A 22,174-nucleotide genomic window follows, 5' to 3' on the forward strand; every position below is an offset into this window, starting at 1 on the left:
GAGCGTCGTCTGGTGAACCGACGGGGTCAACCGAGCTCGGCGGCGACCACTCCCCGACGGATCGCCTTGACCGCGGACCGTGCGGTGCCGCCCAGACGGGTGTCGGTGCCGACGCACAGCCGGACCTGTTCCAGGAGGTCGATGACCTGGCGGTTCCAACGGACGAAGTCGCCCGGCGAGAGCAGCTGGCCGCGTTCACCCGCGAGGAGCAACGCCTCGCTGAGCGACCGGCCCGACGCCCATGTCGCCACCGCGAGCGAGAAACCGGTGTCGGGCTCGCGGGTGGGAGTCACCCGGTGGCGCGACTCGACCGCGGTCACCTTCGACCAGATGTCGACGGTCGCGGCCATCGCCGTGCGCAGCGAGGTGCTCCCGGGCAGCGCGTCGACGCCGCCGTAGCTGTCACGGCGGCTCTCGTAGACGAGTGCGGCGACGACGGCGGCCAGATCGGCCGGCGAGAGGTCGTCCCACACACCCGCACGGATGCACTCGGTCACCACGAGATCGCTCTCGCTGTAGATGCGAGCGAGCAGCTTCCCCGATTCGGTCACCCGCATGGTGTGGCCGGTTGACTCGGACGCCTCGCGGACGCGTTCGACGTAACCGAGTTCGCTGAGTACACCGACGATGTGGTCGAAGGTGACGCCGAGTGTCGAGGTGCGCTCACCGATGCTGCGTTCGGCGGTGACGATGTCACGCAGGAGGCGGTTGCGCTTCTCGGCGAGCCGGAACAGCTCGTCGCCGTTCGGGATCTGGTGCGCGGGATGGGCCCGCAGGGTGCGTCGCATCGCGGCCAGCTCGGAGTCGTCGGCGGCGTCGGCCCGCTTCTTGGACCGGCCGCGGGGCATCTCGATCCCCGTGGAGCGCAAGGCCGATGCAAGATCACGACGGCCGCGTCCGGTCCGGCGATCGGCGTTCTTCGGCAACCGCATGTTGCCGAGGACCTCGGGCGGATTGACGAAGTCGCGCAGCCCGATTCGACCGCACCAGGCGTCCTCGGTGACCACCAACGGCTTGGGATCTGCTGCCTGGGTGGCCGGTTCGACGATCACCGCGAGACCGCGGTGGCGTCCGACCGGCACCCCGATGACGTGGCCGCGTTTGAGCGCGGCGAGATCGGCGACGATCGCGTCCTCGGTGTTGATCCGCTTGCGGTACTTGAGGTCTCGTTCACGGCGCCGGATGTCCTCGCGGAGCGTGACGTAGCCGAGGAACCCCGCGTACGCCTCCGCGTCGCCCACTGCCGGTTCTCCGGTGGCGTCGACTCCCCCGGGCTCCAGACCCCGCGCCTCGGCGGCGCGGACCAGCTCGCCGTCGAGCTTGCGCAGCGCTCGCTGGGACTCGTGGAGCTTGCGGGCGAGCCCGACCACCGATCGGTCGGCCTGGAACTGGGCGAACGAGCGATGCAAGAGCTCACGGGCCCCGTCGAGACCGAGCCGGCCGAGCAGGTTGACCGCCATGTTGTATTCCGGCGAGAACGAACTGCGCAGCGGGAAGGTGCGGGCACCCGCGAGGCCGGCGACCTCCTCGGGGACGACCTCTGGGGTCCAGACCACGACGGCATGGCCCTCGACGTCGATCCCGCGGCGTCCGGCGCGGCCGGTCAGCTGAGTGAACTCGCCGGGGGTGAGGTCGACGTGCGACTCGCCGTTGTACTTCACCAGACGTTCGAGAACCACCGACCGGGCGGGCATGTTGATCCCGAGAGCCAGTGTCTCGGTGGCGAACACCATGCGGACGAGACCGCGGACGAAGAGCTCTTCGACGGCGTGCCGGAAAGTCGGGAGCATCCCGGCGTGATGCGACGCCAGGCCTCGGCGAAGACCTTCGCGCCACTCCTGCACACCCAGCACATCGGCGTCGGTGGGAGACAGTTCGGTGAGGCGCCGGTCGACGACGGCGTCGACCTCGGCGGCTTCCTCGGGTGTCAGCAGCGCGATACCCGACCGCAGACACTGAGCCAGGGCGGCGTCGCACCCGGCCCGGGAGAAGATGAACCCGATCGCGGGCAGCAGCCCTTCACGGTCGAGACGCCCGACGAGGTTGGGGCGTGAGAGCAGTGGTCCCCGACCGTCGCGTCGGCGGGGTTGTCCCCCGCCACCCCGGCGGCCTCGGCCCCGGGACGAATCACGCTCGTCCTCGGCGAGCAGGATGCGGTGGCGGATGTGCCGTTTGAGTTCGGGATTGACCCGCGGGCGCGATCCCTTGCGGTCGGCGGGATCGCGATCGGCCGGATCGAAGAGGTCGAACATCCGCTGGCCGACCAGCATGTGCTGCGACAGCGGGACCGGCCGGTGCTCGTCGACGATGACGGAGGTGTCGCCGCGGACGGTCTGGATCCAGTCGCCGAACTCCTCGGCGTTGCTCACGGTCGCCGACAGGCTCACGACCCGCACGGACGGTTCGAGGTGCAGGATCACCTCTTCCCAGACCGCACCGCGGAAGCGGTCGGCGAGGAAGTGCACCTCGTCCATCACCACATGCGACAGTCCGTCGAGCGCGCGGGATTCGGCGTAGATCATGTTGCGCACGACCTCGGTCGTCATGACGACGATCGGCGCGTCCGGGTTGATGGAGCTGTCACCGGTGAGCAGACCGACCGACTCGTGACCGTGCACGGCGGCGAGGTCGGCGTACTTCTGATTGCTCAGCGCCTTGATCGGGGTCGTATAGAAGCACTTGGTCCCGCCGGCGAGGGCGAGGTGCACCGCGAATTCGCCGACGATGGTCTTGCCGGCGCCGGTCGGTGCGCAGACCAGGACGCCGTGACCGGCCTCGAGCGCCTCGCACGCACGGCGCTGAAACGGATCGAGTCCGAAGTCCAGCCGCGAGGTGAACGCGTCGAGTTGACTCACAGGACGTCGTCGAACGTCTCGTGTGCCCGCGTCGAGGTCCGGGTGGCGTTCGGGCTGCCCGCAGCCGAGGTCGCGACCGGGGACGGGGGCGAGACCGGGCGGGTCGGCGGCAGCGGGCTGGCCTCGTCGTCGGAGAGTCCGGCCCAGCTCGGCGCCCGCTTGCCCCGACGCTTGTCGGCAATGCGGGCGAACTGGATGGAGAACTCCAGCAGGACGGTCAGTGCGATCGCCAGTGCCAGCATGGTGAACGGATCCTGGCCCGGGGTGACGATGGCGGCGAAGACGAAGACCGCGAAGATCAGGCCGCGACGCCACTTCTTGAGGCGGTCGTAGGTCAGCACGCCGACGAGATTGAGCGCGATGATCAACAGGGGCAGCTCGAAGCTGACACCGAAGATGACCAGCACGTTGATCATGAAGCCGAAGTACTGATCGCCGGCGAGCGCGGTCACCTGGACCTCGTTGCCGACGGTCAACAGGAAGTCGAAGGCCTTCGCGACGACCAGGTACGCCAGAACGGCACCCGCGACGAAGAGTGTGGTCGCGACCGTGACGAAGGCGATGCCGTAGCGCCGTTCGTTCTGGTGCAGGCCGGGCGTGATGAACTGCCAGGTCTGATAGATCCACACCGGGCACGCCAGGACGACACCGGCGGTGAGTGCGACCTTGAGTCGCAGCATGAACTGGTCGAACGGGCCGGTAGCGAGCAGACGGCAGGAGTCGTCGGCGGTCAGCGTCGCACGGCTCGAGGCCGGCAGGTCGCAGTAGGGCCCGCGCAGCATGTCGCCGAGCGACGGGATACCCAGGAAGCCGTGGCTGTACCAGATGAACCCGAGAATCGTGGTGGCCACGATCGCCAGCAGCGAGATGACCATGCGGGTGCGCAACTCATAGAGGTGCTCGACCAACGACATCGTGCCGTCGGGATTGAGCTTGCGCTTGCGGTATCGGGGGTCGAAGGGGATGCGCACTCGGATTCTCCGACGCGCCCCTAAGCCGATTTCTTGGTGTCGGCGTTCGACGACGTACTCGGCTGAGTGGTGTCAGCCGGCGGGAGTTCCCGCTGCGAGGCATCGGGGGTGGCCGGTGCGTCGGCCGGCTTGTCGTCCTTCTGCATCTCCTTGACCTCGCTCTTGAAGATGCGCAGCGACTGTCCGAGACCTCGGGCGGCGTCCGGCAGCTTCTTCGAGCCGAACAGGATCAGCAGCACGACGGCGACAATCGCCCAGTGCCACCACGAAGTGAAGCCCATGAGATCACCCTTCAGATCGGATCCAGACCGTGTCCAATGCTACCCGAGTTGTCCGAGGGCGGTGGACCACCCGGTCAGCGGTAGCGTTCGCGCGCGCTCGCCGCCGATTCGACCACCGCAGTCGCGACCGTCTGATCATCGACGACGCGGACCGAGCCGCCGAAGCCGAGCAGGAAACGGGTCAGCCACTCCGGAGAGCCGTAGACCATCCGGGCGCGCACCGGTTCGTCCGGATCGCGGTCGTCGATCGAGGTGGTCGGTTCCACCGGGTAGTAGTCCAGAATCCACAGGTGGTCCGGGTCGATCTCGAGTTCGACCGCCGGCAGATCCGGATTCTCCGGAACGAGTACCGACTGCGACGACGACTCGGCCTCGGCCGGCGGGTGGCTCGGTTCGTCGAGGGCGACGGCGGTGTCGATGCGGTCGAAGCGGAACAGTCGAACGCCCTCCGCCATGCGACACCAGGCCTCGAGATAGGTGTGCTGGTCCATCACCTGCAGACGGATGGGGTCGACGACGCGTTCGGTGACGCTGTCCCGGCTCGCCGAGTAGTAGCTCAGCTGGAGCGCACGTCCTCGGCGGACGGCTTCACGGACGGTGGTGAAGGTCGGGTTCTCCCCCGGCGTCGCGTCGGTCTCGGTCCCCGAGGACAGGCCCGGCACGGCGGTCGCCCCGACCGCCTCCTCGATCTTCGCGATCGCCCGCCGCGCGGCGGTCACGTCGACCACACCGGGCGTCTCCACGAGGGCGCGCAGCGCCACGAGCAGGGTGCTGGCCTCGACGGTCGTGAGCCGCAACGGCCGGTCCATGCCCGCGGTGAAGCCGACGTTGACGAAGCCCTCGCTGAACTCGAGCTCGATCAGGTCGTCGGGGTAGTAGCCCGGGAGTCCGCAGACGAACAACAGCTCGAGATCCTTGGTGAGCTGCGACTGGGTCACGCCGAGCTCGCGTGCGGCCTGCTCGATCGAGATGCCGCGTCGGGCCTGGAAATACGGGACCATCGCCAGCAGTCGATTGAGACGCGACGGTTGTGCACCGGCCATCAGGCGCTCACCCCGGCCAGCCGGTCGAGTCCGGCGATCACGAGCTCGCGGAGTTCCGGCGGGTCGAGGACGACGGCGTCCCGGCCCACGCCCAACACCATGCGCGCCACCGCGGACAGCGAGTGGATGTCCAGGGTCAGCACGTCGCCCGCCTCACCGTCGAGGTCACCGGGTTCGGAGGCGGTCGCCGCCCGGCGGAGTCCGGCGGCCCGGCCCGCGGCCACCCCAGATACGGGCGGCGCGACCATCGGTGCCCGCCGCGGAATCGACCGCAGCGGAGACGATCTGCTGGAGGTCGGTGCCGGCGGGCACGTCGACGGCGTCGGCGGGTCCGACCGGCGTCACGGACGAGATCCGCGACAGACGGAAGGTACGGGTGGCGGCTCGGTCGAGGTCGTGTCCGACGACATACCAGCGGCCACGGTGGGACACCACGCCCCAGGGCTCGACCCGACGGACAGCAGGCGTCGCGGTCGCCGAGGAGCGATGGGTGAACTCGACGGCGCGCTTGACCTGGATCGCGCCGAGCAGTCCGGCGATGACCTGCTCCGAACCCATCGACCGCGTCGAACCGCCCGCAGTGATGCCGAGGTCGTCCTCGGAGCGGACGTCGAGGCCCGCAGCGCGCAGTTTGAGGATCGCGGTCTGCGACAGCGTGGAGACCTCAGGGGTGTCCCACAGTGCGGCGGCCATGGCGATCGCGGCGGCCTCGTCGGAGTCCAGGGAGATGTCGGGCAACTCGTAGGTGTCGCGGTCGATGCGGTACCCCTCGGCGCCCGCCGCCATCGGCGAACGTCCGGTGACCAGCGGGATGCCGAGGTCGCGCAGCTCGTTCTTGTCGCGCTCGAACATTCGGTTGAACGCCTCGTCGGACTTGTCGCCGTCCTGGTAGCCGGCGACGTTGCGTCGGATGTAGTCGGCGGTGACGTACTGCTTCGTCCACAGCAGACAGATCACCAGATTGAGCAGTCGCTCGACTTTGGGAGTGGCCACTGCGTCAGGTTAGATCCTCGCCGATCGGGCGGTGCGGAGGCTCGCTCACATGGACGCGATCAGCCGGTCGACCCGCTCGTCGACGCTGCGGAACGGGTCCTTGCACAGCACGGTGCGCTGGGCCTGGTCGTTCAGCTTGAGGTGGACCCAGTCGACGGTGAAGTCGCGTCCGGCCTTCTGCGCCGCCGAGATGAAGTCACCCCGGAGCTTGGCCCGGGTGGTCTGCGGCGGTTCGTTGACGGCGGTCTTGATGGCCTCGTCGGTGGTCGCGCGGGCCACGAGCCCCTTGCGCATCAGGACGTCGAACACACCGCGTCCGCGCTTGATGTCGTGGAAGGCGAGGTCGAGCTGCGCGATCTTCGGGTCCGACAGCTCCATCGAGTACTTGTCCTGGTAGCGCTGGAACAGCTTGCGCTTGATGACCCAGTCGATCTCGGTGTCGACCTTGGCGAAGTCGTCGGCCTCGACCGCGTCGAGCATGCGGCCCCACAGGTCGACGACCATGTCCATCTCGGGATCGGGACGACGGTTGGTGAGGTGCTCGACCGCGCGTGCGTGGTACTCGCGCTGGATGTCGAGAGCGCTGGCCTGGCGGCCGCCGGCGAGACGCACCGGGCGTCGGCCGGTGGGATCGTGGCTGACCTCGCGGATGGCGCGGATGGGGTTGTCGAGAGCGAAGTCCCGGAACGCCACGCCGGCCTCGATCATCTCGAGCACCAGGGCCGCCGAGCCGACCTTCAGCAGGGTCGTCATCTCGGACATGTTGGAGTCGCCGACGATGACGTGCAGGCGACGGTACTTCTCGGCGTCGGCATGCGGCTCGTCACGCGTGTTGATGATCGGCCGCGACCGGGTGGTCGCCGAGGAGACACCCTCCCAGATGTGCTCCGCGCGCTGCGACAGGCAGAAGGTGGCGGCCTTCGGCGTCTGCAGCACCTTGCCGGCACCGCAGATCAGCTGCCGGGTCACCAGGAACGGCAGCAGGACGTCGGAGATCCGGGAGAACTCCCCCGCCCGGACGACGAGATAGTTCTCGTGGCAGCCGTAGGAGTTGCCCGCGGAGTCGGTGTTGTTCTTGAACAGGTAGATGTCGCCGCCGATGCCCTCGTCGGCGAGACGCTGTTCGGCGTCGACGAGCAGGTCCTCGAGGACGAGTTCGCCGGCGCGGTCGTGGTTGATCAGCTGGATGAGGCTGTCGCACTCGGCCGTCGCGTACTCGGGATGCGAGCCGACGTCGAGGTAGAGCCGTGCGCCGTTCTGCAGGAAGACGTTCGAGGAGCGGCCCCAGGACACGACACGGCGGAAGAGATACCGCGCCACCTCGTCCGGGCTCAGTCGTCGATGGCCGTGGAAGGTGCACGTGACACCGAATTCGGTCTCGATGCCCATGATTCGTCGCTGCACTTGACCAACCCTACTCGCGGGACCCGCGGTCGACCGGGCAGAACAGCCCGGTCGACCGCGCGTCGTCGCGTTCTAATTCGATCCGTCGGAAGTGTCCCCGCCGGAAGTGGTGTCGTCCGCCGGTGCATCCGGCGCCGACGCATCGGCGGCCGGGGTCCCGGCGGTCGGCAGGAGCTCCTCGACCGCGGCCGAGGTCAGGCGCTTGAACGCCCGTCGGGGCCGATTGCGGTCGAGGATCGCGACCTCGAGGTCGCCGGCGGTCAGCTCCCGCGGCGACGCCGGGGCGCCGTTGCCGGAGTCGGCCGGGGTGGCGAGCGCCTTGACCGCGACCCCGATCGCCTCGGCGAGCGCCATGTCGGGCGCGTAGCTCTCCTTGAGGGCCGCCGCGATGGGTTCGGTCGCGCCGCCCATCACCAGGAACCGGGTCTCGTCGGTGATCGAGCCGTCGTAGGAGATCCGGTACAGCTGAGACGGTTTCGGCTTGCCCGCCCGGGCGACCTCGGCGACGCACAACTCCACCTCGAACGGCTTGGCCTGTTCGGTGAAGACGCTGCCCAGGGCGTTGGCGTAGGTGTTGGCGAGCGACAGACCGGACACGTCGGCGCGGTCGTAGCTGTAGCCGCGCATGTCGGCGAGCTGGATGCCCGCCTTGCGCAGACTCTCGAACTCGTTGTATTTGCCCACCGCGGCGAAACCGATGCGGTCGTAGATCTCGCTGGTCTTGCGGAGGGTGTTCGACGGGTTCTCCGCGACGAACAGCACGCCGTCGGCGTAGGTCAGGATGACCACCGACCGACCGCGTGCGATGCCCTTGCGTGCGAGCTCCGAGCGATCGCGCATGATCTGCTCGGCACTGGCGTAATACGGGAAGGTCATCGGGCACCTCCCTCGTGCTCGGCGGTACGGCGTTCGACGACGGCCCGCGCCGCATCCTCGATCTCGGTCGCGTCCACCTCCCGGGCACCCTGTGCGTCGACGACCGCGGCCATCGGGAAGATCTTGCGGACCAGGTCGGGTCCGCCGGTGGCCGAGTCGTCGTCGGCTGCGTCATAAAGGGACTCCACCGCGATGGCGAGCGCCTCACCGGCGGTCAGATCTGAGCGGTAGAGCTTCTTGAGCGACGACTTCGCGAACACCGACCCGGAACCGATGGCCGTGTACCCGCCGAACTCCTCGTGACGGTCACCCGCGACGTCGAAGCTGAAGATCCGGCCGCGCTCGGTCGGGTCGTCGTGATCGATGTCGTAGCCGACGAGCAACGGGATGGCGGCGAGACCCTGGAGGGCCGCGCCGAGGTTGCCCCGGACCATGCTCGCAAGCCGGCTGACCTTGCCGTCGAGCGTGAGCGGGACGCCCTCGATCTTCTCGTAGTGCTCGAGCTCGACGGCGAAGAGCCGCACCATCTCGATCGCGATACCCGCGGTGCCGGCGATACCGGCCGCCGAGTACTCGTCGGTGATGTAGACCTTCTTGACGTCCCGCGTCGCGATCAGGTTGCCCATGGTGGCGCGACGATCCCCGGCGAGGATCACGCCACCCGGATACGACACGGCAACGATCGTCGTGCCGTGAGGGATGTCTCCGGCGCCGTCGGCGCCACCCGCGAAGGACCCCACGCGATCAACCTGAGCCTGCGGAAGCTGCTCGGGCGCGTGCATCCGCAGGAACTCGGTGAACGACGAGATGTCCGCACTCAGAGACGATCTCGGGGCCGGGGCGGAACCCGTACGAAAATGTGAGAAGGGCAGTGATCCGAACCTGTCGCTCACTGGCCGCCCTTCTGCACGTAAGCACGCACGAAGTCCTCGGCGTTCTCCTCGAGCACGTCATCGATCTCGTCGAGCAGGTCGTCGGTGTCCTCGGCCAGCTTCTCGCGACGTTCCTGTCCGGCACCGGAATCGGGGCCAACGCCCTCATCGTCGCCGCCGCCACCACGCTTGGTCTGTTCCTGCGCCATCTGCTGCCTCCTTGAAACCGATCGCCCCTTGGCGGGCTACCCGCGACCGACCACCATCGGGTCTCGCGACCCCTGGGATCTCACCGGCTTCCGCCGGGGGTTGATCCCTGGTGAATCGGCCTCGGAATCGTGTGTTCCCACACTACCTGTGGCGGCGACAACTCGGGCGGAACAAAGCACATGCCCCGCGCGTGTCAGGTGGTCAGCTGGTCGACGAGTTCGGCCGCGGAGTTGACCGAATCGAGGAGCTTGCCCACGTGGGCCTGCGTCCCGCGCAGCGGCTCGAGCGTCGGGATGCGGACGAGGGAGTCCCCACCGAGGTCGAAGATGACCGAATCCCAGCTGGCCGCGGCGACGTCCGCCCCGAAACGACGCAGGCATTCGCCGCGGAAGTAGGCGCGGGTGTTGCGCGGCGGCTCGTGGATCGCGGCGAGCACGTCGTTCTCGTCGACGAGGCGCTTCATCGAGCCACGCGCGACGAGGCGGTTGTAGAGCCCCTTGTCCAGTCGGACGTCGGAGTACTGCAGGTCGATGAGCTGCAGGCGCGGCGCCGACCAGGCCAGACCCTCGCGCTGGCGGAAGCCCTCCAGGATGCGCAGCTTGGCCGGCCAGTCGAGGATGTCCGAGCACTCCATCGGGTCGCGCTCGAGACGGTCGAGCACATCCGCCCAGGTTTCCAGAACATGCTTGGCCCGCGCGTCGTCGGAGTGCTCCTGCTCGTGGAACTTCATGCAGCGTTCGAGGTACTCGCGCTGCAGGGCCAGGCCGGTCAGCTCGCGGCCGTCGGTGAGTGCGACGGTCGCGGTCAGAGTCGGGTCGTGGCTGATGGTGTGCACCGCCTGGACCGGGCGGGCGAGCTCGATGTCGGAGAAGTCGACGCCCGCCTCGATGAGGTCGAGGACCAGTGCGGTGGTCCCGACCTTGAGATAGGTCGCGGTCTCGGCGAGGTTGGCGTCACCGATGATGACGTGCAGCCGGCGGTAGCGCTCCGGGTCGGCGTGGGGCTCGTCGCGGGTGTTGATGATGCCGCGCTTGAGGGTGGTCTCGAGGCCGACCTCGACCTCGATGTAGTCCGAGCGCTGCGAGAGCTGGAAGCCCGCCTCGTCGCCCGACTGGCCGATTCCCACGCGGCCCGAGCCGGTGATGACCTGGCGCGAGGCGAAGAACGTGGTCAGACCCGCGATGACCGCGGTGAACGGGGTCTCGCGGGCCATCAGGTAGTTCTCGTGGGTGCCGTAGGAGGCGCCCTTGCCGTCGATGTTGTTCTTGTAGAGCTGCAGCTTCGGCGCACCCGGGACGCTCGCCACGTGGCGTGCGGCGGCCTCCATGACGCGTTCGCCCGCCTTGTCCCAGATGACCGCGTCCATGGGGTCGGTGACCTCGGGCGCGGAGTACTCGGGATGGGCGTGGTCGACGTAGAGGCGGGCGCCGTTGGTGAGGATCATGTTGGCCGCACCGATCTCGTCGGCGTCGATGATCGGGGCCGGTCCGGAACCGCGGCCGAGGTCGAATCCGCGGGCGTCGCGGAGCGGGGACTCGACCTCGTAATCCCAGCGCGTGCGCTTGGCGCGGGGCACGCCGGCCGCGGCCGCGTAGGCGAGAACGGCCTGCGTGGAGGTCATGATCGGATTCGCGGTCGGGTCGCCGGGAGCGGAGATTCCGTACTCGACCTCGGTACCGATGATTCGCTGCATGCTTCGAGGGTAGAGGGTGATGCGGAGTGGCTCGCATCGTCCCGCTCGCAGGGCGGGCCCGGCACCAGTACCGTCGTCGCCGTGAAAGCTCTCCGCCGGTTCACCGTTCGGGTGCCGCTGCCTCCCGAACTCGCCGCCCTCGGTCCCCTGTCGCACAACCTGCGTTGGGTGTGGAACCCGCCGACCCAGGAGTTGTTCGCAACGATCGACACCGAGCGGTGGCAGGCGACGGGTGATCCGCTGCGGGTGCTCGCCGACGTCGATCCGGTCCGGCTGACCGAGCTGGCGGCCGACGACGAGTTCCGGGCGCGGGTGTCGGCGGCGGAGGCGAGTCTCGAGGAGTACCTCCACGCGCCGCAGTGGTTCGGCGGGTACGCCCAGACCCATCCGGTACCGCCCGGGATCGCGTACTTCTCCATGGAGTTCGGGGTCTCCGAGGTCCTGCCGATCTACTCCGGTGGCCTCGGCATCCTCGCCGGTGACCACCTGAAGGCGGCCTCGGATCTCGGGTTACCCCTGATCGGCCTCGGACTGTTCTACCGGTCGGGCTACTTCCGCCAGGGCCTCGACCACGACGGTTGGCAGGTGGAGCGCTACCCGGTCAACGACCCGCGCGATCTGCCGCTCACCCTTCTCACCGAAGGCGACACACCTGTCGTCGTCGAGATCTCGATGCCCGGCGGTCGGACCCTGTCCGCACAGGTGTGGGTCGCGGACGTCGGCCGAATCCCCTTGCTGCTCCTCGACTCCGACATCGCGGCCAACACCGACGACCAGCTGCGCGGCGTCACCGACCGGCTCTACGGCGGCGATCAGGAGCACCGCATCCTGCAGGAGATCCTGCTCGGCATCGGCGGTGTCCGCGCGCTCCGCGCCTACGTGCGGGTCACCGGCCGGGACGAGCCGACGGTGTTCCACATGAACGAGGGTCACGCCGGGTTCCTGGGCACCGAGCGGATCCGGGAGTACGTGGCCGCCGGACTCGACTTCGACACCGCCGAGGCCGTGGTCCGGGCGTCGAACATCTTCACCACGCACACGCCGGTGCCGGCCGGGATCGACCGCTTCCCCACCGATCTGGTGAACCGGTATCTCGACGCCGACGACTCCGGGACCTCGCGTCTGCTGCCCGGACTGCCCGCCTCGACCGTCGCCGAACTCGGCGACGAGGCCGACCCGGGTGTGTTCAACATGGCGCACATGGGTTTTCGGCTCGGCCAGCGCAGCAACGGCGTCTCGCAGCTGCACGGTGAGGTGAGCCGGGAGATGTTCGCCGACCTGTGGCCCGGCTTCGACGCCGCCGATGTGCCGATCGGCGCGGTCACCAACGGCGTGCACGGTCCCACGTGGGTGTCGAAGGTGTGGCGTGACTTCGCCTCGAGCGACGAGGATTCCGCCCCCGAGGTCTACGCCGGGCTGCCCGCAGAGACCATCTGGTCCACCCACGAGTCGCTGCGGGCCGAGCTCGTCGCCGAGGTCCGGCGCCGGGCGCACGCGAGCGGCCGCGAACGTGGTTTCACCGACGCCGAACTCGGCTGGACCGCCGACCTCTTCGACCCCGGGGTGCTGACGATCGGCTTCGCCCGTCGCGCAGCCACATACAAGCGACTCACGCTCATGCTTCGCGACCCGGAACGCATGCGCCGCATCCTCACCGACCCCGACCGCCCGGTGCAGCTCGTCATCGCGGGCAAGGCACATCCGGCCGACGACGGCGGCAAGGCACTCATCCAGCAGGTGGTGCGCTTCACCGAGGATCCGCAGCTGCGCGACCGCATCGTCTTTCTGCCCGACTACGACATCTCGATGGCCCGGTACATCTACGCCGGCTGCGACGTGTGGCTCAACAACCCGGTTCGGCCGATGGAGGCGTGCGGGACGTCGGGGATGAAGGCGGCGCTCAACGGCGGGCTCAACCTGTCGATCCTCGACGGCTGGTGGGACGAGATGGCCGACGGCGACAACGGCTGGGCCATCCCGTCGGCCGAGGGCGTCGAGGACGAGAACCGGCGCGACGATCTCGAGGCCGAGGCGCTCTATTCGCTTCTCGAGGACACAGTGATCCCGTTGTTCTATCGGCGGGACGAGAACGGACTGCCGACGCGGTGGGTGGAGATGATGCGCCACACGCTGACTCGCCTGGGACCCCGGGTTCTCGCCTCGCGGATGGTCCGCGACTACACCACCGAGCTGTACTGTCCGGCCGCGACCGCCTACGTCGCCGCGTGTGCCGACGACTACGCAGGTGCCCGCGACCTCGCGGTCTACCGGCGCGACATCGAGACCGGTTGGGGTTCGATCGTCGTCGCCGGCGTGGACGAGGAGAACGAGGACGACGGTTTGCGGGTGTCGGCACATGTGGCGGTCGGCGAGCTCGACCCCGAGAGTCTCCGCGTCCAACTCGTGCTGGGCCGCGTGACCGACGACGGCGACATCGTCGACCCGGCGATCATCGACATGAGCCCGGCCGCCGAACGAGATGCGTCGGGCCGGGTGGTCTTCTCGGTGCTGTCGGCCCCACCGGCGTCGGGGCACCTCGGCTACACCGTGCGCGTACTCCCCCGCCACGAACAGCTCTCGCACGACGCGGAACTCGGACTCGTGCGGTACCCGGTGGCGTCTGGATAGAGGTCGTCTCGCCGGGCCTTCGTGGCTCGTCGCTTGCGCTCCTCGCACCTCAGGCAGCAGTGGGTCGTGGTCAGCGCTTCTTCAACCGCAATCGTGAGTAGGTGAACGCGAGCAGCAGGATGCTGATGAAGGCGAGCACCGCATAGGCGATGGCGCTGTGGGCGATCGATGTCTCCCACAGCGTGATCCGTTGGGGTGCGGCGACGTTGATGTTGTACAGGTCGATGCTGCCGGCGGCGGTGACGTAACCCCAGAACGACGGGAAGATCCACGACAGTTGCTGCAGGCCGACACCGTCGAGTTTGAACAGGCCGCCGCAGAAGACGAGCTGCACCATCACCACGATGACCAGCGGTGGCATCACCTGCTCGTTGGACTTCACCGCCGACGAGATCGCGAGTCCGACAAGAGTACTGACACAGGCGAGTACCGCGACGGCGAACAGCAAGGCCAGCGGCGGCGGCAGGATCGGACCACCGAAGTCGGGCAGGCCGCGCCCGGCGAAGGTGATGCCGACCATGATGATCGTCTGCAGGATCGCGGCGACGAAGAAGACCACGATCTTCGCGAACAGGTAAGCGCCGGGACGCAATCCGACAGCTCTCTCGCGCTCGAAGATGTCGCGCTCTCCGACGAGGTCGCGAACCGTCAGGGCCGCACCCATGAACGCCGCACCCACGACGAGGACGACCAGGATCTGGATCGCCTCCGCACCGTCCTTGGGGTGGCGGCGCATTCGGGATCACCTCGAGCCGGGCGAAGCCGCTCGACCCCGGGATGACCAGCGTCAGCAGCCCGAGGACCACCGGCAGCAGCACCAGGAACACCAGATAGCCGATGTCGGCGAAGACCAGCCGCACCTGGCGTCGGGCGATCGTCGACGCCTGCCTGGTGAAGCTGGTGTGCGGCACCGGTATCGGCGGACCCGGAGGACGTTGCGGCGGAGGCGGATTCGGTGTGCGCCGATGCCGATCGAGGTAACGCGTGTGCGCGGCGTCGGGTTGGTCGGCGACGTAGGCGAAGATCTCCGCCCAGTCGGAGGTCCCCATCTCCTGCTCGACGTGCGCGGGCGCGCCGCAGAACGACGTCTTGCCGCCCGGGGCGAGCAACAGCACCTGGTCGCACATCGACAGGTACGTCAGGGAATGAGTGACCACGAGGACGACGCGGCCGGCGTCGGCGAGGCGCCGCAGGGTTGCCATGACCTGGCGGTCGAGGGCCGGGTCGAGACCCGACGTCGGCTCGTCGAGGATCAGCAGCGACGGACCGGTGAGCAGTTCCATCGCCACCGACGCCCGCTTCTGCTGTCCGCCGGAGAGCTTCTCGACACGGGTGTCGACGTGTTCGGTGAGCTGGAGCTCGCTGAGGACGCCGTCGATGACCCGGTCGCGGTCCTCCTTCGACAGGTCGGGCGGCAGCCGGAGCTCGGCCGCGTAGCGCAGGGCCTGCCGCAACGTGAGTTTGTGGTGGAGCACGTCCTTCTGCGGGACCATGCCGATACGGGTGCGGAGGGCGTCGTACTCGGCGTGGACGTTGCGGCTCTCGAAGGTGACCAGGCCGCTCGTCGGCGAGTTCAGACCTGCGGCGATCTTCGACACGGTCGACTTGCCGGCGCCGGACGGGCCGATCACCGCGGTGAGCGTGCCGGGACTCGCGCTGAAGTCGACGTCGGCCAGGAGCCGTTTGCCGCCGTCGACGACGAGGCTGACCCCGTGGACGTGGAGGCCGTCGGCGACGGCCGCGCTCTCCTGGCCGCGCATGAGGGTGCCGCCGGACACCACGAAGTCGCTGTTGCCGATCGTGACCACGTCGCCGTCGGACAGCGGTGCGTTGTTCACGCGCCGGCCGTTGACGAAGGTGCCGTTGACGCTGCCGAGGTCGTCGATGACCAGGACGCCGCCGCGGCTCGACACCTGCGCGTGGTGGCGGGAGGCGAGGACGTCGCTGACGACGATGTCGTTGTCCGGGGTGCGGCCGATGCGCTGCACCCCGCGCAGCGAGATCGACTCCCGCTCGGGCGGGGTCGGCGCTCCGGGGAGCCGGTACACCGCAGAGACGTTCTGTTTGAGCGCCTGCAAGTGCGGGGCGTTGCGCAGCTCGGCGGGCATCGGTTCCGGCGCACCGGGACGAGCGGGACCACCTTGGGGTCGCGCCGGGATGCGGCCCGACGGCGGCAGGTTCGGTCCGGGATGTCCGGGGGCGGCGAACCCCGCCGATCGGGGCCCCGACGGGAACGGACCCGGACGGCCGGGCGAGGACGGCATCCGGCCGCTGGGCGGCGGGTAAGCGGTCGGATCGATCACCAGGTCGACGACCGGGCCGGTGCTCACGTCGCCGAGCCGGACCTGCGTCGGGCCGGCGACGATCATCTCGGCCATGCGTCGACCCCCGGCGAAAAAGCCGTTGGTGCTACCGATGTCGACGAGATACCAGGCAGTGCCGCGCCACTCGATGGCGAGATGCCGACGCGACACCATCGGATGGTTGATCACGATGTCGTTGTCGGGTTCCCGACCCAGGGTGATGCGCGGGGATTCGCCCAGCGGATGAGGCGCCCCACCGTCGACGATCACCCGACCGCGAGCCATCGATGTACTGTTCATCGCCGCCAACTTTAGTGCTTGACGACGGTTTTCATGCCGTTCTGTACAGCAGACGACCGACTCCCCAGGGGAGTCGGTCGTCTGCTGGGTGAGGCGCGTGTTACAGGTACTGACCGGTGTTCGTCTCGGTGTCGATGGCGCGGCTCGCCCCCGAGGACTTGCCGGTGACCAGCGTGCGGATGTAGACGATCCGCTCGCCCTTCTTGCCCGAGATTCGAGCCCAGTCGTCCGGGTTGGTGGTGTTGGGCAGATCTTCGTTCTCCGCGAACTCGTCGAGGATCGAATCGAAGAGGTGCTGCACACGCAGACCCGGGGCACCGGAGTCGAGCTGCGACTTGATCGCGTACTTCTTCGCACGGTCGACGACGTTCTGGATCATCGCGCCCGAGTTGAAGTCCTTGAAGTACATGATCTCTTTGTCGCCGTTGGCGTAGGTGACCTCGAGGAACCGGTTGTCCTCGCTCTCGGCGTACATGCGCTCGACGACCTTCTCGATCATCGCCTTGATGCACGCCGTGCGATCGCCGCCGAACTCGCCGATGTCGTCGGCGTGGATCGGCAGTTCCTCGGTGAGGTACTTCGAGAAGATGTCGATCGCCGACTCGGCGTCGGGACGCTCGATCTTGATCTTCACGTCGAGGCGGCCGGGACGCAGGATCGCGGGGTCGATCATGTCCTCGCGGTTCGACGCACCGATCACGATGACGTTCTCGAGGCCTTCGACACCGTCGATCTCGCTGAGCAGCTGCGGGACGACCGTGGTCTCGACGTCGGACGAGACACCGGATCCGCGGGTGCGGAAGATCGAGTCCATCTCGTCGAAGAACACGATGACCGGGGTGCCCTCGGACGCCTTCTCCCGGGCGCGCTGGAAGATCAGCCGGATGTGACGCTCGGTCTCACCGACGAACTTGTTGAGCAGCTCGGGGCCCTTGATGTTCAGGAAGTAGGACTTCGCCTCCTTGGCGTCGTCGCCGCGAGCCAGCGCGATCTTCTTCGCCAGGGAGTTCGCGACGGCCTTGGCGATGAGCGTCTTTCCGCAACCGGGCGGACCGTAGAGCAGCACACCCTTCGGCGGTCGCAGCTGGTAGTCGCGGAACAGGTCCTTGTGCAGGAACGGCAGCTCGACGGCGTCGCGGATCTGCTCGATCTGCCGGCCCAGACCACCGATGTCCTCGTAACCGACGTCGGGCACCTCTTCGAGGACGAGGTCCTCGACCTCGGCCTTGGGCACCCGTTCGAAGGCGAACCCGGCCTTGGTGTCGATGAGCAGCGAATCGCCCGGACGCAGCTTGCGACGCTTGCCGTCCTCCGCGTCGACCTCGCCCAGCAACGGCTCGGCCAGCCACACGACGCGCTCCTCGTCGGCGTGCCCGACGACCAGCGCCCGCTTGCCGTCCCCGAGAACCTCGCGCAGCGTGCTGATCTCGCCGACCGTGTCGAACTCGCCCGCCTCGACGATGGTCAGGGCCTCGTTCAGACGAAGCGTCTGCCCCTTGGTGAGGGTTTCGGTGTCGATGTTCGGCGAGCAGGTGAGCCGCATCTTGCGGCCGGAGGTGAACACGTCGACGGTCGCGTCGGGGTACACCTCGAGCAGAACTCCGTAGCCGCTGGGTGGTTGTCCCAGACGGTCCACCTCCTCGCGCAAGGCGACGAGTTGCTGACGCGCTTCCTTGAGCGTGTCGAGCAGCTTCGCGTTGCGTGCCGTGAGGCTGTCGACGCGTTCCTGGAGGCTGTCGGTGTCTGCCTGACGTCCGAACGACGGGCGTTCGGAACCACTCCGCGCGAGTGGCGGGGTGTAGGCAGGGGTGAAGCCCTCGTCGGGTGCACTCGCGCTCTCGGGGACCGCACGGTCCCCGGTGGCGTCATGGCGGTCAGATTCGGTCATTGCTGACTCCTCTCCCCGGCAATCACCCGATCCCTCGATCGGAATGCTCGCGCCGTATCCCTACGCTACCGGCACGGACGCAGAATCGCCCTTCACCCGCCAAATGGCGGTGTTGACGGTGTGTTAAATGTGCGCCTCCGCAACGGAATCGCGATCTCGCGGCCGGTGCGGACCGGCCGAACTCAGCCCTTCGTCGGCCGACGCTGCGGGCGCAACGTGGTGGTGCCGTCGGCGAGTCGGCGGGCGGTGATGAGAAACGCGGTGTGGCCTTGCATTTTATGTTCGGGCCGCACTGCCAGACCCACCGCCGACCACTCGCGCAACAGGGTCTCCCAAGCGCGCGGTTCGGTCCAGCACTCCTGCTCCCGAAGTGCTTCGATCACCCGCGACAGCTGGGTGACGGTTGCCACATAAATGGTCAGGACTCCGCCTGGTTTCAACACCGTGCGCACGACGTCGAGCGGTTCCCACGGCGCGAGCATGTCGAGGATGACGCGGTCGAAGCGCTCGTCCTGGTCGACGTTCGCGAGGTCGTCGACGACGATGTTCCAGTTGTCCGGGCGGCCGCCGAAGAAGGTCTCGACGTTGCGGATCGCGTGCTCGGCGTGGTCCTCGCGGATCTCGAAGGAGTTCACCTCGCCCTCGGTGCCGACGGCGCGCAGCAGCGAACACGTCAGCGCACCGGAGCCGGCGCCGGCCTCCAGGACGCGGGCACCCGGGAAGATGTCGCCTTCGAGGACGATCTGCGCGGCGTCCTTGGGGTAGATGACCTGCGCACCGCGCGGCATGGACAGCACGTAGTCGACGAGCAGCGGCCGCAGCGCGAGGTACTGGGTGCCGCTGGTGGCCGAGACGACGCTGCCCTCGGGCGAGCCGATGAGGTCGTCGTGCGAGATGGCGCCGCGGTGGGTGTGGAACTGCTTGCCCTCTTCGAGGAGCACCGTGAACTTTCGGCCCTTGGCATCGGTCAGTTGAACCCGGTCGCCGACGGCGAACGGTCCGGTGGTGGGCACTGGGTGCTTCCTCTCGTGAACGGGACGGAGCCGACGCCTCCGCACTGGGCGGATCGGTGGTGGTCGGGAGTCCGGTGGGCCGTGAGGACGATACCCGACCGCAGGTGGGTGTCGGACCGGCAGAGTGTCGGGGCCGCGGCCTAGTCTGCGAGATGTGAGCACGATGACCGGCACCGACGACCCCACCACGAGCGTGGCCCCCGCGCCGGGGCCACCCCCGTCGGAGGTGGCACGCGGGATCGTCGGACGACCCCTGGCCTTGTCGCCGTCACGGGCGGCGGACTTCAAACAGTGCCCGCTGCTGTACCGGTTCCGCGCCATCGACCGCTTCCCGGAGACCCCGACCGCGGCGCAGACGCGGGGCACCGTCGTCCATGCGGCACTCGAGAACCTCTTCGACATGCCCGCCGAGCTTCGCACCCAGGATTCAGCGGAACTGCTCGTCGAGGGGGCCTGGGCGGCGCTGTGCGAGGAAGATCCGCAGCTCGCCGGGGTGATCGGCGAGGGTGGTCAGGCGGCGTTCATCGCCGGGGCCCACAAGCTCATCGCGACGTACTACACGATGGAGAACCCCACCGCCTTCGACGCCGACGCGGTGGAGGAACACGTCGAGATCGAGGCCGACGACATGCTGATGCGCGGCTTCATCGACCGCATCGACGTCGCACCGACCGGCGAGATCCGCGTCGTCGACTACAAGACCGGACGCTCCCCCGGCGAGGCCTACGAGGCCAAGGCACTGTTCCAGATGAAGTTCTATGCGCTGGCGATCCTGCGCACCCGCGGCGTCGTGCCGGCGCGGCTGCAGCTCATGTACCTGTCCGACGGCCAGCAGCTGATCTACCACCCCGACCACGACGAGCTGCTCCGTTTCGAGCGGACGCTGCGCGCGATCTGGCAGGCCATCCGCACGGCCGTCGCCTCCGGCGACTTCCGGCCGCGGAAGTCCCGGATGTGCCGGTTCTGCGAACACCGGTCGCGGTGCCCGGAGTTCGGCGGCGAGATCCCGCCCTATCCCGGTCCGCCGCCCGGATTCGTGGCCTGACGCGCACCCCGAGACGCCCGATTATGTAGATGCACATAGGCTGGACGAGTGGAGAGTTCGTACTACGTACCCGTCGACGCCCCGGCGTCCGACGGCACCAGCCCGGCCGGCGACCCGTCGGCGCGATATGAGTACTTCCAGCCGACCGACGCCACCCTGAGCGTCTGGTCGCCGACCATGCAGCACGGCGGCCCGCCGTCGGCCCTGATGATGCGCTCGCTGTTGCGCTGCGATCCGGATCCGACGCAGCACTTCACCCGCGTGACGACCGAGATCCTCGGCCCGATCGGGTTGGGCGTCAACCGCATTCACGCTCGTGTGACCCGCCCGGGTCGACAGATCAGCCTCGTCGAGACCGAACTCGAGGTGCAGCAGGCCGACGGCTCGTTCCGGACAGCCGCGAAGTCGGTGGGCTGGCGCATCCGCGGCGCGGACACCAGTGAGATCGCCAACGGTCCCGCTCCCCTGACCCCGCTGCCCGACGAGCTCCCGAGCCAGACCGGGTTCCCCGACGACAGCGGCGAGGCCGTGGACTGGGGCACGCTCGGGTTCATCGGAACCGTCGAGTCGGCGCGCACCAAGGGTCGGTACGGCGAGACCCCGGCGGTGTGGTTGCGCGCAATCCTCCCGCTGGTCGATGGCGAGAAGACCTCGGACCTCGAGGCCATGTTCATCGTCATCGACGTCGCCAACGGCGTGGGTACCCGACTGCGTCCGGACCGCTGGTCCTGGATGAACACCGACACCACCGTGCATCTGACGCGGGTGCCGAGCGGACCGTGGGTCGGCATCGACGCCAACATGGTCGCCGGACCCGACGGCTTCGGGGCGACCCTCGGCGACCTGTACGACACCTCCGGCTACATCGGCCGGTCGGCGCAGACGGTGTTGCTCAACGCCGTCGGCTGATCGCTCTCAGAACCGGCAGGACCGGATGTCGGTGGCGAGAATCGCCTTGGCGCCCAGCTCGGAGAGCTCGTCCATCAGGTTCTGGTGGTCCTTGCGCGGAACCATGGCGCGGACGGCAACCCAGTCGGGATCGGCCATCGGGGCGACCGTCGGGGACTCGAGGCCCGGGGTGATCGCCGACGCCTGGTCGAGCAGGCTCTTCGGGCAGTCGTAGTCGATCATCACGTACTGCTGGCCGAAGACGACGCCCTGGACGCGGGCGATGAACTGCTTCTCGGCCTTGGTGAGGTCGGCGTCGCGTCGGGAGATCAGGACGGCCTCGGAGTCGCACAGCGACTCGCCGAAGGCGGCGAGACCGTGCTGGCGCAGGGTGCGACCAGACCCGACGACATCGGCGATGGCGTCGGCCACCCCGAGCTGGATCGAGATCTCGACCGCGCCGTCGAGCCGGATGATGTCGGCGGTGACGCCGCGGCCGGCGAGGTCGTCGCGCACCAGGTTCGGGTACGACGTGGCGACCCGCTTGCCGGCGAGGTCGGCGACGTTCCACTCCTGGTCGGCGGGGGCCGCATAGCGGAAGGTCGACGACCCGAAGCCCATCGCGAGCTGTTCGTGGACCTGGGCACCGGAGTCCCGGGCGAGGTCGCGGCCGGTGATGCCGAGGTCGAGGCGTCCCGACCCGACGTAGATGGCGATGTCCTTGGGACGCAGGAAGAAGAACTCGACGTCGTTGCCGTTGTCGAGAACCGTCAGGTCCTTGGAGTCAGTTCGTTTGCGGTAGCCCGCCTCGGCGAGGATGGCCGACGCGGATTCGGAGAGCGCACCCTTGTTGGGTACGGCCACTCGCAGCATCTCGATGTCCTTTTCGTGGGGTTGCGCTCAGCTGAGCA

Annotated in this window: 15 protein-coding genes and 2 pseudogenes; 3 read left to right on the plus strand and 14 right to left on the minus strand. The window is 68.4% G+C overall.

Annotation, left to right across the window (positions count from 1 at the left end; translation table 11 throughout):
- Positions 1-26 precede the first annotated feature (26 nt).
- From RVF83_RS18700 to dop, 10 genes and pseudogenes are all read right to left on the minus strand, one after another.
- Entirely contained in the window at positions 27-2,855 is a 2,829-nt protein-coding gene (locus RVF83_RS18700; protein WP_005200005.1) for a DEAD/DEAH box helicase, read from the minus strand.
- Positions 2,852-3,826, minus strand: a complete 975-nt coding sequence (gene tatC / locus RVF83_RS18705; protein ID WP_005200006.1) for a twin-arginine translocase subunit TatC — start codon at positions 3,824-3,826, stop codon at positions 2,852-2,854. Before tatC ends, RVF83_RS18700 begins: the two co-directional genes overlap by 4 nt.
- Positions 3,827-3,846: 20 nt before the next feature.
- On the minus strand, positions 3,847-4,107 hold the full coding sequence (gene tatA, locus RVF83_RS18710) for a Sec-independent protein translocase subunit TatA (protein WP_005200007.1): 261 nt from the start codon (positions 4,105-4,107) through the stop codon (positions 3,847-3,849).
- Between the two features lie 74 nt (positions 4,108-4,181).
- Positions 4,182-5,150 carry a helix-turn-helix transcriptional regulator gene (locus RVF83_RS18715; RefSeq protein WP_005200008.1) on the minus strand — a complete coding sequence of 323 codons (969 nt, stop codon included), beginning with the start codon at positions 5,148-5,150 and terminating at the stop codon, positions 4,182-4,184.
- Positions 5,150-6,143, minus strand: a pseudogene (locus tag RVF83_RS18720) (helix-turn-helix transcriptional regulator). The gene RVF83_RS18715 and the pseudogene RVF83_RS18720 overlap by 1 nt, the downstream one beginning before the upstream one ends.
- 45 nt (positions 6,144-6,188) lie before the next feature.
- The gene (gene pafA / locus RVF83_RS18725; RefSeq protein WP_005200010.1) at positions 6,189-7,547 is read right to left on the minus strand and encodes a Pup--protein ligase; all 1,359 of its coding nucleotides are present in this window, start codon (positions 7,545-7,547) and stop codon (positions 6,189-6,191) included.
- 72 nt (positions 7,548-7,619) lie between these two features.
- Positions 7,620-8,423 (minus strand): proteasome subunit alpha, encoded by an 804-nt coding sequence (gene prcA / locus RVF83_RS18730; protein ID WP_005200011.1) that lies wholly within the window; start codon positions 8,421-8,423, stop codon positions 7,620-7,622.
- On the minus strand, positions 8,420-9,316 hold the full coding sequence (gene prcB / locus RVF83_RS18735) for a proteasome subunit beta (RefSeq protein WP_005200012.1): 897 nt from the start codon (positions 9,314-9,316) through the stop codon (positions 8,420-8,422). The genes prcA and prcB overlap by 4 nt, the downstream gene beginning before the upstream one ends.
- The gene (locus RVF83_RS18740) at positions 9,313-9,504 is read right to left on the minus strand and encodes a ubiquitin-like protein Pup (RefSeq protein ID WP_004019064.1); all 192 of its coding nucleotides are present in this window, start codon (positions 9,502-9,504) and stop codon (positions 9,313-9,315) included. Before RVF83_RS18740 ends, prcB begins: the two co-directional genes overlap by 4 nt.
- 194 nt (positions 9,505-9,698) lie before the next feature.
- The gene (gene dop, locus RVF83_RS18745; protein WP_005200013.1) at positions 9,699-11,198 is read right to left on the minus strand and encodes a depupylase/deamidase Dop; all 1,500 of its coding nucleotides are present in this window, start codon (positions 11,196-11,198) and stop codon (positions 9,699-9,701) included.
- Positions 11,199-11,279: 81 nt separating this feature from the next.
- Here dop and glgP point away from each other — a divergent pair, with 81 nt between their 5' ends.
- Complete coding sequence (gene glgP, locus RVF83_RS18750) at positions 11,280-13,826, plus strand: alpha-glucan family phosphorylase (RefSeq protein WP_039880954.1); 2,547 nt, start codon at positions 11,280-11,282, stop codon at positions 13,824-13,826.
- Between the two features lie 70 nt (positions 13,827-13,896).
- On the opposite strand, the pseudogene RVF83_RS18755 reads toward glgP, so the two are convergent.
- The 3 genes and pseudogenes from RVF83_RS18755 to RVF83_RS18765 form a co-directional block, all read right to left on the minus strand.
- A pseudogene (locus RVF83_RS18755) lies at positions 13,897-16,414 on the minus strand (FHA domain-containing protein).
- 115 nt (positions 16,415-16,529) lie between these two features.
- Complete coding sequence (gene arc, locus RVF83_RS18760; RefSeq protein ID WP_005200016.1) at positions 16,530-18,317, minus strand: proteasome ATPase; 1,788 nt, start codon at positions 18,315-18,317, stop codon at positions 16,530-16,532.
- 182 nt (positions 18,318-18,499) lie between these two features.
- Entirely contained in the window at positions 18,500-19,330 is an 831-nt protein-coding gene (locus tag RVF83_RS18765) for a tRNA (adenine-N1)-methyltransferase (RefSeq protein ID WP_005200017.1), read from the minus strand.
- Positions 19,331-19,493: 163 nt separating this feature from the next.
- Between RVF83_RS18765 and RVF83_RS18770 the strand changes: the two genes are divergently transcribed.
- Positions 19,494-20,375 (plus strand): RecB family exonuclease, encoded by an 882-nt coding sequence (locus tag RVF83_RS18770; protein ID WP_005200018.1) that lies wholly within the window; start codon positions 19,494-19,496, stop codon positions 20,373-20,375.
- Between the two features lie 48 nt (positions 20,376-20,423).
- Positions 20,424-21,284, plus strand: coding sequence for a thioesterase family protein (locus RVF83_RS18775; RefSeq protein WP_005200019.1), 861 nt, complete (start codon positions 20,424-20,426; stop codon positions 21,282-21,284).
- A 6-nt stretch (positions 21,285-21,290) separates the two neighbouring features.
- On the opposite strand, the gene hisG is transcribed toward RVF83_RS18775, so the two are convergent.
- A complete protein-coding gene (gene hisG / locus RVF83_RS18780) occupies positions 21,291-22,136 on the minus strand; it encodes an ATP phosphoribosyltransferase (protein ID WP_005200020.1) in 846 nt (281 codons plus the stop codon).
- Positions 22,137-22,174 lie beyond the last annotated feature (38 nt).

This window comes from Gordonia rubripertincta (genome assembly GCF_038024875.1).
Classification (GTDB): Bacteria; Actinomycetota; Actinomycetes; order Mycobacteriales; family Mycobacteriaceae; genus Gordonia; species Gordonia rubripertincta.